Raw genomic sequence first — 12,766 nt, forward strand, 5'->3', positions numbered from 1 at the left:
TTCAGCTGGCGTTGGCACTTCGCGCCTTTGAGGCTGCCTTCGAGTCCCTGCCATCCCTGGATGCCGCCCGGTGGAGCGGCAGCGCAAACTGGCTGTCGGATGAATTCAGTCGCGGTGCCGTGACCCGGGCCACAACAACACTTACCCACCTGGAGCTCGCGAGAAGCCTTGGGGGTACCGTGTTCTTTGCCGGAGAGGCCACTGCCGATCCTGCAGATGTTGGAACAGTGCACGGCGCCTTTGACAGTGGTGAGCGGGCGGCGCGGGAAGTGGCCCTGTCACTGAACCTTGAGTTGGAGCTCGCGGACCCCAACGAGCCGATCCTGGAGTTGCTCTGATTCAAACTCCGCTCCGGGCTTTCGCAGTGAACTTTTTTTACTGACCGCTTTGCTGGCCGCTGTTGGCGTTTAAGTCGTGAATCACGTGCTGCGATGCCTTGAAAAACATCAGCATGGCGAGAACCCCCACGCAGTTGGTGATGAGCATCGCATGGCGCAGGTTGTCTTCCCCTGAGACAGACGCCAGCAAATCGCTATTGAGGCCGGTTAAGAAGGGCCCGAGCCCCAGTCCGATCATGTTGAGTATAAAAAACAGCACCGCGGAGGTGAGTGCGCGCATCCGTGGAGGAACCATGGCGTGGGACACCGCGATGCTGGACCCGAGATACAGGGAATTGGCGATGCTCAATAAAAACAGCACCACCAGGATCGCCGTGGTGTTGCCGCTGGTGAGCACATAGAAGTAGGGAAAGAACGCCAGAGCCCCGCCGATGAGCGGTACCCATGCATACCATCGTCGGTCGCGCACGGTGAGTTTGTCCGCCAATACGCCGCCGGCAATGGTTCCCATGGCGCCCGACACGCCAGATACCAGTGACAACACGAGCCCGATATCACCGATGCTCATGCCGTGATTACGGTACAGGAATGAGGGTAAAAAATTGCCGTTCCCGTAAGCAATAAAAGATGTGAGTGCGCATCCCATGGCGAAATACCAGAATGACCGTCGCTGGCGAAGGACTCCCATGGTTTGTTTGAAGCTGGGGCGATCTGCGTTTGCCGCCGCGCTATCCCAACGCCCTCGAAGTGGCTCCCGCACCGTGAGTACAAGAAGACCGGCCAGCATAACGCCGGGTATACCCACAATCATGAAAGCCTTACGCCACCCAAAGGCTTCCGCCAGGATTCCGCCAAAGGCAAATCCCAGCAGGATGCCGATGTAGATACCCGAGGTGTACAGGGCAAGGGCTGTGGCGCGCTTTTCCGGTGGGTAGTAGTCGCTGATCATGGAGTGTGCCGGTGGACTGCCGCCTGCCTCGCCCAGACCCACGCCGATGCGCGCAAGGAGCAGCTGGCCATAGTTCTGCACCAGCCCCGAGAGCGCGGTCATGCCGCTCCAAACGGTCAGTGAGATGGCGACAATGTTTCGACGATTACTGCGATCCGCCCAGTAGGCGATGGGTATTCCCGCGGTCACATATATCACCGCAAAGGTGAAACCACTCAACAAGCCAAGCTGCGCATCCGACAGACCCATATCAATCCTTATGGGCTCCTGAAGAATCACCAGTATCTGCCGGTCGATAAAGTTAAAGGCGTAGACCAGGGTCAACATAAGCAGGACAAAGTTTTTGTACGCGGTTGAATAGTCGTCTTCAGGGCGGGCGGGGATGCTCCTGGCGTCCGCAGGGGCGGGGATCTCAGTGTTCTCAGGCAAGGGAAGACACTCTAGGATAGGGGACGGTAAATTTTGAGCGCGCAACATTGCCAGAATTCTGCGAATGATGGAATCCGATCTTCATGCTGGTATGCGCGAAGGCCTTTGGCTAGACTGGCGCCTTTCTGAAACTCATCCAAATTTATGACTACGCTCACGCATCTTGATGACGAGGGACGCGCCCGCATGGTTAATGTAGGCGAAAAGCCGGTAACGGGAAGAAGCGCCGTGGCCCGCGGCGAGGTCCGTATGCTCCCCGAAACACTGGAGAAGATTCGCTCAAACAGCCTTTCCAAAGGTGACGTTCTTGCTGTGGCAAGAGTCGCCGGGATCCTGGCGGCGAAACGCTGCGATGAGCTTATACCCCTTTGCCACAGCCTGCCCCTGGATGCCGTTACGGTGGACTTTGAGTTGGATGACGCGCTTCCCGGCGTTCGGGTAACGGCGGACGCAAAGGTGCAGTCACGTACCGGTGTGGAAATGGAAGCTCTCACCGCAGTTTCCATCGCGGCCATGACCATCTACGACATGTGTAAGGCCGTGGACAAGGGTATGGTGATCGACAAGGTCTGTCTCCTGCGTAAAGAGGGCGGGCGATCAGGTGTTTGGGAGCGGACTTCTGACGCAGGGTCATCGCTGGCAGAGGGGGAGGAGTAGCGGATGAAAATACTGTTTTTTGCGCGACTTAAGGAGCAGCTCGGCGAAGACTGCGTGGAGATAGCGGACGGGGACTGCCCTGGAGATGTGGCGGGCTTGCGCCAGCTCCTGCAACTGAGTGTCAACCAAGAATTAGCTGAGTCCCTCGCAGATCCCAATGTTTTTTGTGCGGTCAATCAGAAGGTGGTGGGAGAGGAACATCCGCTGGTGAGCTCCGATGAAGTAGCCTTTTTCCCGCCGATGACCGGAGGATGAGCGTGTTCTCCGTCGATATTACTGGATCTCCTCTTGATTTGGCCGCACTGACGCAGGGCTTTCCAAGAAGCCCGGAGGACACCGGTGCTGTTACAAGCTTTACCGGCTTTGTCCGTGGCGAGGGTATTAGCGCATTGGCGCTGGAGCATTACCCCGGGATGACCGAGCGCAGCATTCTGGAAACGGTCAAAAGTGCGGCCCGGCGCTGGCCGGTACAGGCGGTGCAGGTGGTGCACCGCGTCGGCGAACTGGCGCCGGGAGAACCTATTGTGTGGCTTGCGGTGGGTTCCGCTCACCGGGCCGCCGCATTTAACGCCTGTGAGTTCGTTATGGATTACCTGAAAGTGTCGGCGCCCTTGTGGAAGCGCGAGCGGGACAGCGCGGGGAGCTGGCAATGGGTGGAAGCAAAGAGCGCAGACGAAGATCGCGCTAAACGTTGGATTAGGGGCGCCACTGCATGAATATTGATTCCCGCGACTTGCGGGATGCCCTGGGGCAGTTTGCCACGGGCGTTTGTCTGGTCACTACGGTTGACGACGAGGGCCTTGCCCAGGCCCTGACGATTAACTCCTTTTCGTCGGTATCGCTGGATCCACCGCTGGTACTCTGGAGTCTGCAAAAAGATGCCGACATTTATCCAGTGTATGCCACGGCCCAGGAATACTGCATCGCCGTGCTTGCAGAGACGCAGGCAGAGCATTCCAGCGGTTACGCCCAGAAAGGTGGCCATCGCCTGGCCGACGGGCATTTCGAAGCGGGCCACAATGGAGCGCCTCTGATCAAGGGGGCCCTGGTGAATTTTGAGTGCAGTCTTGAGCAAACTTACGACGGTGGGGATCACATTATTCTCATGGGTCGCGTGACGCGTATGACCCCCATCGATCCTCAGCCGCCACTGGTGTTTTTTGGCGGCGAATACCGGGGCTTGCGGTGAAGTTTTGCAGCGAATGCGGGGGTGGTATTGCCCTGCGTATTCCCAAAGGTGACGATCGTGATCGTTATGTCTGCGATGACTGTGATCATATTCACTACATCAACCCCCGGGTGATCGTGGGCTGCCTTCCCGTCTATGAAGACAAGGTGCTTCTTTGCAAACGCGCCATAGAGCCGCGCTACGGTCTTTGGACCCTTCCTGCCGGCTTTATGGAAAACGGTGAGACCACCGAGGAAGGTGCTGCCCGGGAGACCTGGGAGGAGGCTCGTGCCCGGGTGAGCAACCAGCGGCTCTACCGGGTGTTTGACGTTCCTTACATCAGTCAGGTTTACATGTTTTATCTGTGCTCTCTGGATGACGGGCTTTTTGGTGTCGGGCCCGAAAGCCTTGAGACCGCGCTTTACACCGAGGACGAGGTGCCCTGGGATGAGATCGCTTTTCCAGTAGTCCAGGAGACGCTCAAGGCGTATTTCGACGACCGGCGGCGTGACGAATTTCCCATAGCCGTCAAGGCCATCCGCTTTCGACGACCGCCGTCGCAGTAGCCTGCGCCGCTGGCTAGCGACAGGTCTCATGCGACTTGGGATCAAAGACGGGATAGCCCCGACCATTAACTTATTGTTGAGCAACAGGAGATATCCATGGCTTTTCCAAAAATAGGCAACCTCGCTCCGGCCTTTTCATTACTCGATGAGGATGGCAAAAAGGTCAGCCTCAAGGATTTTCGGGATAAGAAGAACGTGGTGTTGTATTTCTATCCAAAAGCCATGACGCCGGGCTGTACGACCCAGGCCTGCGGTCTGCGTGATAGCCAGTCGGCCTTAAAAAAACGCGACACCGTTGTTCTGGGTGTCAGTCCAGATCCAGTAAACCGCCTCGGACGTTTTATCGAAAAGCAGGACCTGAACTTCACACTGCTGTCTGATGAGGATCACGCCATCGCCGAGAAATACGGCTGCTGGGGGCTCAAAAAGTTTATGGGGAAGGAGTTTATGGGCATCCTCCGCACCACCTTCATCATCGGAAAGGACGGGCGCCTCAAATACGTTATGGATAAGGTGAAAACCAAAACCCACCACGATGACGTGCTGACGGCCATAAAGGATTTGGGGCTTTAATCCAATGGGCAACTCTTTATCCACAGCGCGTATCGTCAGCTTTAATGCCAATGGTATCCGCGCCGCGAGCCGAAAGGGTTTCTTTGACTGGATGGCGCGGGTCAATCCCGATGTGGTCTGTGTGCAGGAAACCAAGGCCCAGGAGCATCAACTGGTGGATGACATGTTTCATCCTCAGGGTTACCACTGCATCTATAACGATGCGGTAAAAAAGGGTTACAGCGGTACCGCCGTGTATTCTCGGGTAAAGCCCCGGGCCGTGACCACGCAGCTCGGCTGGGAGCCGGTAGACAGCGAAGGGCGTTATCTTCAGTGTGACTACGATGGTCTGTCCGTGATATCTCTCTACGTGCCCTCCGGCTCCAGCAGCGACGCCGCTCTGGAGAAAAAGTTTACGTTTATGGAACTGTTCTACGAGCATCTCCGAACGCTGAAACGCAAGCGTCGGGAATTCATCATCTGCGCGGACTGGAACACCTGCCACCAGAACATCGACCTTCGCAACTGGAAGCCCAATCAAAAGAATTCGGGTTTTCTGCCGGAGGAGCGAGCCTGGCTGGACCGTATCTACGATGAGATTGGTTTTGTTGACTCTTTCCGGGTCATCGACACTGAGCCGGACCGTTACACCTGGTGGTCCAATCGGGGGCAGGCCTGGGCCAAAAACGTGGGATGGAGACTGGATTACCAGATGATCACTCCTAAGCTGGTGCCTGCCGTGCGTGCAGCGTCTATCTACACCGAAGAGCGCTTTTCGGACCACGCGCCGCAGATTATGGAGTACGCCCTCGAGATCAAGGCCTGAGGTACCCCGAAGGACGTGGCCCGGGCGTTTGCCGGCGCACAGCAAAACCGTTACATTCCCTCGCCATTCAGAGGCGGCGCTCAGCGCTGAAGCGATAAAACTCCGCCGCTTACCAGTCAATTACCCGTGAATCACTCGTAAGGAGTTACCGTGTTTATAGCATCAGCCCACGCCCAGACCGCCGCTGCAGGGGCCCCCGCCGGAGGGGAGCTGTTTCAGATCATTTTTCTCGTTGGCCTTTTTGTTCTGTTTTACTTTATTGCCATCCGTCCTCAGCGAAAACGCCAGAAAGAGCATGCAGCCATGGTGTCGGCGCTGGGCAAAGGCGACGAGGTGGTTACCAGTTCCGGAATTCTTGGAAAGATTGTGAGCCTAGATGATAACTATGTGGTGCTGAACGTCAGCGAGAAAGTGGAACTTAAGTTCCAGCGCGTTCACATCCACGCAGTGCTGCCCAAGGGAACACTCAAAAGTATCGGTTAACCCAGAGCACACCCTTCGGATATCTGTGAGCTAACGACATTGAAGCAACGAGGACCTCGCACCCATGGCTGAAATTATTGGCACTATCAATGGTATTGCCTGGGGGCCGGTCATGCTGTTGCTGCTGCTCGGCACCGGTATCTATCTGACGCTGGGGCTGGGCTTTCTGACACTGCGCAAACTGCCCACGGGCTTTGGCCTGTTGTTTGGAGGTCGCAAGGGCGCCGGCGCGGGAGATATCTCACCCTTCAGCGCGCTGATGACCTCGCTGTCTGCAACCATCGGCACGGGCAATATCGCCGGCGTGGCTACCGCCATCACCCTGGGCGGTCCCGGCGCTTTATTCTGGATGTGGATTACCGCGCTCTTCGGCATGGCCACCAAATACGCCGAGGCGGTTTGTGCGGTGCACTACCGTGAGCAGGACAGCGAGGGACAGTACAGCGGTGGTCCCATGTATTACATTCGCAACGGTCTTGCGTCCCATTGGCACTGGCTGGCTTTTGCCTTTGCACTCTTTGGCGCCTTTGCGGGTTTTGGGATTGCCAATACGGTGCAGTCCAACTCCGTCGCCCAGGTCTTGAATGACAGCTACGCAGTCAAGCCTCTCTACACCGGCTTGACCCTTATGGTACTCGTGGGCGCTGTGGTATTGGGCGGCATCAAACGCATCTCCAGCGTCGCCAGCCTGCTTGTGCCGCTGATGGCAACCAGCTATCTGCTCATGGGGGTCATCGTCATCGCCATGAATATTGCAGCGGTGCCGTCCGCCGTGGCTACCATCGTCGAGTCGGCGTTTACCGGCTCTGCAGCCATGGGCGGCTTTGCCGGCGCCACCATCTGGGCAGCGATTCGCTTTGGTGTGGCCCGGGGGATTTTCTCCAACGAAGCAGGGCTGGGTAGTGCGCCCATCGCCCACGCGGCGGCGCGTACTGACCAACCGGTGGAGCAGGGCATGATCGCCATGCTGGGAACCTTCATCGACACCCTGATCGTGTGCAGCATCACCGGCCTGGTGATCGTGATCATGGACGTTATCCCCAGCGGTGTGAGTGGTGCCAGCCTCACCAGTATGGCCTTTGGTAGCGCCTTTCCCGGTGGCGACATCATCGTCACCATTGGTTTGTGTGTCTTTGCTTTTACCACCATGATCGGCTGGTCCTTCTACGGGGAGCGCTGCGTGGTGTTTCTCGTCGGCACAAAGGGCGTCATACCGTTCCGCCTGGCCTGGGTGCTGGCGATTCCGGTGGGTACCGTTGTCCAGCTGGATCTTATCTGGCTGATTGCCGATACGCTTAACGCCTTTATGGCAATTCCCAATCTTATTGCGCTGCTGCTCCTGGGACCTCTGGTGTTCCGTCTGTCCCGGGAATACTTCCAGCGCTGAGGGCTGGCAGCAGGATTGAGATAGCTCGATAGTGAGATAGCGAAGCAGTTTTAGTTTGCCCCCAGCACCCGGCAGGGTATGCTCGGTCCATGGGCACTACACTCGACAAGAAGCTGGTCATCGCGATTTCCTCGCGGGCCTTGTTTGACCTCAGTAAAAGCCATCAGGTTTATGAGGAAGAGGGGCTCAATGCCTATTCCGACTACCAGATAGAGCATGAGGAAGAGCCCCTGGAGCCCGGAGAAGCCTTTCCCCTGGTGGAAAAAATGCTCCGCATCAATGCCCGTCTTGGCAACGATAAAGGTGTGGAGGTGGTTCTACTGTCGCGCAACAGCGCCGATACCGGTCTCCGCGTTTTCAACTCTATCCAGCATTACGGCCTCACCATCAGTCGGGCCGCCTTCTGCGGAGGAGAAAGCCCCTGGCGTTACATCAATGCCTTTGGCTGCCAGCTGTTCCTCTCCAGTGAAGCGGAGGATGTGCGTAACGCGCTGGAATGCGGTGTTGCCGCGGCGACGCTGGTGTCTAATAAGGGCGCTAACCGATCCACGGATCAATTGCGCTTTGCCTTTGACGGTGACGCGGTGTTGTTTTCCGATGAAGCGGAGCGGGTGTTTAAAGCACAGGGGCTGGATGCCTTCACTGCCAGCGAGCAGGCTTCGGCGCGCACGCCGTTGTCGGGTGGCCCCTTCAAATCCTTTCTCTCTGCCTTGCACGATATCCAGCAAGCCTTGCCGGCGGAGGATCCGCCCATCAGAACCGCGTTGGTGACCGCGCGCTCCGCACCTACTCACGAGCGGGTGATACGTACACTGCGCGCCTGGAATATCCGCATCGATGAATCGATTTTTCTCGGGGGTCTGGACAAGACCGAATTCCTCCGCGCCTATGAGGCGGATGTGTTTTTTGACGACCAGCCGGCCCATTGCGCATCGGCGAGCCCCCATGTTGCCACCGGCCACGTTCCCCACGGCGTCGCCAACGAACATTAAGCCGGGAACCGATGCTTATATCCAAAAGGCTTGAACTGTCTAGTCGCTAATGGCTATTCTGACTAACGCACAGATCTAACGGTCCGTTCTTTCGACGCCAGAGGCATCCATATCATGAAGCTTCAGCAACTCCGCTATATCTGGGAGGTCGCACACCACGATCTCAATGTGTCGGCGACCGCGCAAAGCCTCTACACTTCGCAGCCCGGTATCAGTAAACAGATACGGCTTTTGGAAGATGAGTTGGGCGTGGAGATTTTTTCTCGCAGCGGCAAGCATCTCACTCACGTCACGCCGGCAGGGCAGGTGATTCTCGAAACGGCGGGCGAGGTGCTGCGCAAGGTCGAGAGCATCAAACACGTTGCCCAGGAATACTCCGATGAAAAGCGGGGTGCACTCTCCATCGCTACCACGCACACGCAGGCGCGCTACGTGCTTCCCGATGTCATCCGCAGCTTTATCGGCAAATATCCAGAAGTGTCCCTGCACATGAATCAGGGCACGCCCATGCAAATCTCCGAGATGGCGGCAGACGGCACGGTAGATTTTGCGATTGCCACCGAAGCACTGGAACTCTTCAGCGATCTCATCATGATGCCGTGCTATCGCTGGAACCGCTGTGTGCTCGTGCCCAGGGATCACGCCCTGGCGCAGGTGTCACGGCTGAGTCTGGAGGATGTGGCCGCTCATCCCATTGTGACCTATGTGTTCGGTTTTACCGGACGCTCCCGGCTGGATGACGCTTTTGTTACCGCCGGGCTGACGCCGCGAGTCGTTTTTACAGCAGCCGATGCCGACGTGATCAAGACCTATGTGCGTCTTGGGCTGGGGATTGGCATAGTCGCGGATATGGCCCACGACGAGGAGATCGATGACGATCTCGTTGCGCTGGATGCCCGACATCTGTTTTCCAGCAGTGTCACCAGCATTGGCTGTCGCAAGGGCACCTTCCTGCGCGGTTACATGTACGATTTTATAGCGGACTTTGCTCCTCATCTCACCCGCGAACTGGTGCAGGATGCCTTCCAGCGAAAAACCCGTGGGGAACTCGATGAGCTCTTTGGTGACCTGGAACTGCCCGAGTATTAACTAACCCTTGTCTAGCTCGGGCGCGAGGTTTTTTCCAGCGCAGTGAGGAAAGCACCAACCTTGTCGCGCTGTTCCTGATATTCAGCCTCAACCCGGGAGTCATTCACCAGACCGCCGCCGGCCCAACAATGGAGCGTCTGCCCCTCGTTGAACAGGGTGCGGATAGTAATGTTGCTGTCGAGCCTGCCGTGACGGGAGAGATAAAAGAGGCTTCCGCACCAGGATTGTCTCGCGGCCGGTTCCAGCTCATCAATGATTTCCATGGCCCGTTGTTTGGGTGCACCGGTTATGGACCCTCCAGGCATGCAGCCCAGGAGTAAATCCAGCGCACTGTGCTTTGGCGCCAGCTCTCCCGTTACCACACTCACCAGATGATGCACCGTGGAGTAGCTCTCCAGAGAAAACAGCTCATCGGCGCGGACGGTGCCCGGGCGGCAATAGCGGCCGATGTCGTTACGCAGAAGGTCCACAATCATCAAATTCTCCGCGCGTTCTTTATCGGAGCTCATGAGCGCCTGTGCTGCGGCCCTGTCATTCTCCGCATTGTTATGGCGGGGGCGTGTTCCCTTGATGGGCCGCGTTTCCACGCGTCCCTGATCGGCAGTGAGAAAACGCTCTGGCGACAGGCAAAGGAGGGTGTGTTCCGGCGAGAGCGGGAAAAATCCGCTGAACGGTGCCCTCGCAATAGCTCTCAGTTGGCGATAAGCCTGAAAGAGATCGCCGGTAAATTGTGCGGAAAACGGCTGACCTATGTTGATCTGGTAGCAGTCGCCGCTGGCGATGTAGTCTTTTACCCGCCCGAAACACCGCTGGTAGGCCTCCAGGGACCAGGGGTGATTGAAAGGTTCCAGAAGCGCAAAACCATATGGCTCATCGCTACTCTCCCTGTCGCCAAGCAGTCTTTGGACACATTCCCTCACCCCCTCGACGGCGCCGGGCTCTCCTACCAGCCAGCTTTTTTGCTGCTGACGGTCCTGTACGATGGCCCAGGGGTAGTAATGGGCCACCGCGATGGGCAAAGCGTTCTCGGGCGAAGGGGGGAGACTCCGAAGTCGTCTGCCCAGCTCGTAGCTCAAGTGTCCGATGTACCCGCCGGTGAAGGGAAGGTCCTGTAACCAAGAGGGGCGGGAGATCTGGTCCTCGGCAATGGGCTGCCAGCTGTTAAGCGCCCTATGCAAAGCCTCTCCCGAGTACTCTGCTTCAAGCCGCAGGCCCCTCGACGCATCGGGTTGCGCAGCCACAATGTCAAAGTGCCCCCGGGATGGATCATCGCCGCTATCCAGCAGTACAGCTTGCCCCAGGTGACGGATCCTGAGGTATAGCTTGCAGGGGTCTGCAAAGTAGGGAACAGCGATGCACTGCCCCTGCCTGCGCGTGATCTCAGCGGCCATGGATTCGATGCTCACAGTTCATGCGGCTAGTTGACATAAGCTATTGTTTAAATTGACTTTCAATCGTCTGATAACTAGGCTTAGCCAGCGTTTTTTCAGTCCGTCAGCAACCCCATTCCTCCGCAGAGAGTTATTCACATCTATGAGTGATTCATCGAACGACCTTCTCCCAGAGCAAGGCCGAGGCCATGTTAAGAGCCAGGGCAAGGCCGGCAGTCCCGGTACGCCCTTTGCCACGCTGACCAATCCCTTCGGGGACATCGAGGAACAGCAGTTCGAAGTGCCGGGGCAGATTCAGAGCGCTCCTGGTTTGTTTGAAGAAGCCATGAAAGCCGGCGCGGCGTTGCAGCGGCGACCCCACACTGCGGCGGGTGTGCAAAGTATACAGCGCCAGCATCTCAAAAAACGCATGACCGTATGGGAGCGCATCGACTGTCTAGCCGATGAGCCCCCCCGCATTCTTTACCAGAACTGGGGCCCGAATCTCGATGGCGCTTCGCTGGTAACGGCTCTGATTCGCGTAGGCGGCCGGGACGTGGCGATTTACGGGCACGATTTTACGGTCCGGGCCGGGTCCATGGATGCCACCAACGGCGAAAAGCTGGCAAGACTTTTTGAGCTGGCTGCGAAGCAGCGTATTCCTCTGGTGGGTTTGAATGATTCCGCAGGCGCCTACATTCCCGCAGGGGTAGGCGGCCTTGATGGTTACGCTGACGCCTTCACGGCCCTTCGCAAGATAAGCGGGATCGTTCCCAGTATCATGTGCATGTTCGGCTTTAACGCCGGCGGCGGTTCGTACCTTCCCAGGCAGGGCAGCTTCCTTATTCAACCCAACGATACCTTCTTCGGTCTTACGGGGCCGGGGGTCGTCAAGTCGGTTCTCGGTGAGGATGTAACCCCGGACGAATTAGGTGGTCCCGGCGTGCACAGTCAGTCAGGGGTCACCGATTTTGTGGTTCCCGATGAGGTGGCAGCCCTGCGCAAAGTGCGGGCGCTGCTCAATTACCTCCCAAGCCACAACGGCGTGGCAGCGCCCCATCAGCCTTCGTCGGACCCCATATCCCGCAAGACCTGGGATATCGATATTCTGCTGAAAAAAGCGTTTAACTCGCCCACGGGCTTCAATACCCCCATCGACATTACCGTGTTGATCCAGCAGCTCTGCGATCACGGCGACTTCCTGGAGCTTCAGGCAGAGCGCGCCAGGAACACGATTACGGCTCTTGGGCGCATGGGCGGCAACGTCATCGGCTTTGTAGCCAACAATTCAGCCGTGGCGTCCGGACAGATCGATATCGGCGCAGCCTACAAAAATGCGCGTTTCATACGCTTTTGCAATCTTTACAACATCCCCATCATTTTCCTCGAAGACACCACGGGTTTTTTGCCCGGGAAGGAGCAGGAGTCGCGCGGTATCGTACAGGCCGGTCGTGCGATGCTGGATGCCATTGTCGACCTGCGCACACCGCGCTTTCTGGTGCTGGTGCGCAACGCTTTCGGCGGCGCTTACGCGTCCTATAACAACTATCCCACGGGTGCTGATTTTGTGGTGGCGCTGCCGACGACACGTGTAGCGGTTATGGGCCCGGCGGGCGTGGAGTATGTTTACAAGGATGAGCTGCGCAAACTCCGCGCAGAGGCTAAAACACGTCTTGTCAAAGAGACAGAGGCCCAAAAATCCGCAGGACTGGGTGAGACTGAGGCGGAGGATGCTGCAAGGGTTCTGGTCGATGGCTGGATCAAGGCGGAAGAGCATCTTCTGGCCCAGCGCTATGAACGGGAGCTCATGAATCCCAACGAGGCACTGAGTCTTGGCTCAATTTCTCAGATTGTGATGCCGTCGGATTTGCGGCATGTGCTCACAGAACATATGGACTTCTGCCTTCGCAATTACGAGCCGGCGCCCATGGATGGCGTACAGCGGGAATTCCATTGATAC

The 12,766-nt window shown here is 57.4% G+C and carries 15 protein-coding genes; 13 read left to right on the plus strand and 2 right to left on the minus strand.

What is annotated here, in order from left to right:
• A partial coding sequence (locus tag ACTG3T_RS06495; RefSeq protein WP_439101452.1) for an FAD-dependent oxidoreductase occupies positions 1–338 on the plus strand: 338 nt, incomplete at its 5' end.
• 37 nt (positions 339–375) lie between these two features.
• On the opposite strand, the gene ACTG3T_RS06500 is transcribed toward ACTG3T_RS06495, so the two are convergent.
• Positions 376–1,716: a spinster family MFS transporter gene (locus ACTG3T_RS06500; protein WP_439101453.1), complete on the minus strand. Its 1,341-nt coding sequence runs from the start codon at positions 1,714–1,716 to the stop codon at positions 376–378.
• A gap of 144 nt (positions 1,717–1,860) precedes the next feature.
• On the opposite strand from ACTG3T_RS06500, the gene moaC reads away from it, so the two are divergent.
• The 11 genes from moaC (at position 1,861) to cysB (ending at position 9,436) form a co-directional block, all read left to right on the plus strand.
• Positions 1,861–2,373 (plus strand): cyclic pyranopterin monophosphate synthase MoaC, encoded by a 513-nt coding sequence (gene moaC / locus ACTG3T_RS06505; protein WP_439101454.1) that lies wholly within the window; start codon positions 1,861–1,863, stop codon positions 2,371–2,373.
• Positions 2,374–2,376: 3 nt separating this feature from the next.
• The gene (locus ACTG3T_RS06510; protein ID WP_439101455.1) at positions 2,377–2,628 is read left to right on the plus strand and encodes a MoaD/ThiS family protein; all 252 of its coding nucleotides are present in this window, start codon (positions 2,377–2,379) and stop codon (positions 2,626–2,628) included.
• On the plus strand, positions 2,625–3,089 hold the full coding sequence (locus ACTG3T_RS06515) for a molybdenum cofactor biosynthesis protein MoaE (RefSeq protein WP_439101456.1): 465 nt from the start codon (positions 2,625–2,627) through the stop codon (positions 3,087–3,089). Before ACTG3T_RS06510 ends, ACTG3T_RS06515 begins: the two co-directional genes overlap by 4 nt.
• A complete protein-coding gene (locus ACTG3T_RS06520; RefSeq protein ID WP_439101457.1) occupies positions 3,086–3,562 on the plus strand; it encodes a flavin reductase family protein in 477 nt (158 codons plus the stop codon). Before ACTG3T_RS06515 ends, ACTG3T_RS06520 begins: the two co-directional genes overlap by 4 nt.
• The gene (locus ACTG3T_RS06525; RefSeq protein ID WP_439101458.1) at positions 3,559–4,107 is read left to right on the plus strand and encodes an NUDIX hydrolase; all 549 of its coding nucleotides are present in this window, start codon (positions 3,559–3,561) and stop codon (positions 4,105–4,107) included. Before ACTG3T_RS06520 ends, ACTG3T_RS06525 begins: the two co-directional genes overlap by 4 nt.
• A 96-nt stretch (positions 4,108–4,203) precedes the next feature.
• Complete coding sequence (bcp, locus tag ACTG3T_RS06530) at positions 4,204–4,680, plus strand: thioredoxin-dependent thiol peroxidase (protein WP_439101459.1); 477 nt, start codon at positions 4,204–4,206, stop codon at positions 4,678–4,680.
• Between the two features lie 4 nt (positions 4,681–4,684).
• On the plus strand, positions 4,685–5,485 hold the full coding sequence (locus ACTG3T_RS06535; RefSeq protein WP_439101460.1) for an exodeoxyribonuclease III: 801 nt from the start codon (positions 4,685–4,687) through the stop codon (positions 5,483–5,485).
• A 150-nt stretch (positions 5,486–5,635) separates the two neighbouring features.
• Positions 5,636–5,968: a preprotein translocase subunit YajC gene (yajC, locus tag ACTG3T_RS06540; protein WP_439101461.1), complete on the plus strand. Its 333-nt coding sequence runs from the start codon at positions 5,636–5,638 to the stop codon at positions 5,966–5,968.
• Between the two features lie 64 nt (positions 5,969–6,032).
• Entirely contained in the window at positions 6,033–7,355 is a 1,323-nt protein-coding gene (locus ACTG3T_RS06545) for an alanine/glycine:cation symporter family protein (protein ID WP_439101462.1), read from the plus strand.
• Positions 7,356–7,444: 89 nt separating this feature from the next.
• Positions 7,445–8,347, plus strand: coding sequence for a 5'-nucleotidase (locus ACTG3T_RS06550; RefSeq protein ID WP_439101463.1), 903 nt, complete (start codon positions 7,445–7,447; stop codon positions 8,345–8,347).
• 114 nt (positions 8,348–8,461) lie between these two features.
• Positions 8,462–9,436, plus strand: a complete 975-nt coding sequence (gene cysB / locus ACTG3T_RS06555) for an HTH-type transcriptional regulator CysB (protein WP_439101464.1) — start codon at positions 8,462–8,464, stop codon at positions 9,434–9,436.
• Between the two features lie 11 nt (positions 9,437–9,447).
• Here cysB and ACTG3T_RS06560 read toward each other — a convergent pair whose 3' ends face one another.
• Positions 9,448–10,842 carry an anthranilate synthase component I family protein gene (locus ACTG3T_RS06560; RefSeq protein ID WP_439101465.1) on the minus strand — a complete coding sequence of 465 codons (1,395 nt, stop codon included), beginning with the start codon at positions 10,840–10,842 and terminating at the stop codon, positions 9,448–9,450.
• 127 nt (positions 10,843–10,969) lie between these two features.
• On the opposite strand from ACTG3T_RS06560, the gene ACTG3T_RS06565 reads away from it, so the two are divergent.
• Positions 10,970–12,763, plus strand: coding sequence for an acyl-CoA carboxylase subunit beta (locus ACTG3T_RS06565; RefSeq protein ID WP_439101466.1), 1,794 nt, complete (start codon positions 10,970–10,972; stop codon positions 12,761–12,763).
• Positions 12,764–12,766: the final 3 nt, after the last annotated feature.

Source organism: Congregibacter sp. (assembly GCF_965660375.1).
Classification (GTDB): domain Bacteria; phylum Pseudomonadota; class Gammaproteobacteria; order Pseudomonadales; family Halieaceae; genus Congregibacter.

What these genes read in the sequence shown, in the direction of transcription:
- moaC (WP_439101454.1), top strand. Translation starts at nt 1,861, where the DNA reads ATGACTACGCTCACGCATCTTGATGACGAGGGACGCGCCCGCATGGTT.
- ACTG3T_RS06510 (WP_439101455.1), top strand. Translation starts at nt 2,377, where the DNA reads ATGAAAATACTGTTTTTTGCGCGACTTAAGGAGCAGCTCGGCGAAGAC.
- ACTG3T_RS06515 (WP_439101456.1), top strand. Translation starts at nt 2,625, where the DNA reads ATGAGCGTGTTCTCCGTCGATATTACTGGATCTCCTCTTGATTTGGCC.
- ACTG3T_RS06520 (WP_439101457.1), top strand. Translation starts at nt 3,086, where the DNA reads ATGAATATTGATTCCCGCGACTTGCGGGATGCCCTGGGGCAGTTTGCC.
- bcp (WP_439101459.1), top strand. Translation starts at nt 4,204, where the DNA reads ATGGCTTTTCCAAAAATAGGCAACCTCGCTCCGGCCTTTTCATTACTC.
- ACTG3T_RS06535 (WP_439101460.1), top strand. Translation starts at nt 4,685, where the DNA reads ATGGGCAACTCTTTATCCACAGCGCGTATCGTCAGCTTTAATGCCAAT.
- ACTG3T_RS06545 (WP_439101462.1), top strand. Translation starts at nt 6,033, where the DNA reads ATGGCTGAAATTATTGGCACTATCAATGGTATTGCCTGGGGGCCGGTC.
- ACTG3T_RS06550 (WP_439101463.1), top strand. Translation starts at nt 7,445, where the DNA reads ATGGGCACTACACTCGACAAGAAGCTGGTCATCGCGATTTCCTCGCGG.
- cysB (WP_439101464.1), top strand. Translation starts at nt 8,462, where the DNA reads ATGAAGCTTCAGCAACTCCGCTATATCTGGGAGGTCGCACACCACGAT.
- ACTG3T_RS06565 (WP_439101466.1), top strand. Translation starts at nt 10,970, where the DNA reads ATGAGTGATTCATCGAACGACCTTCTCCCAGAGCAAGGCCGAGGCCAT.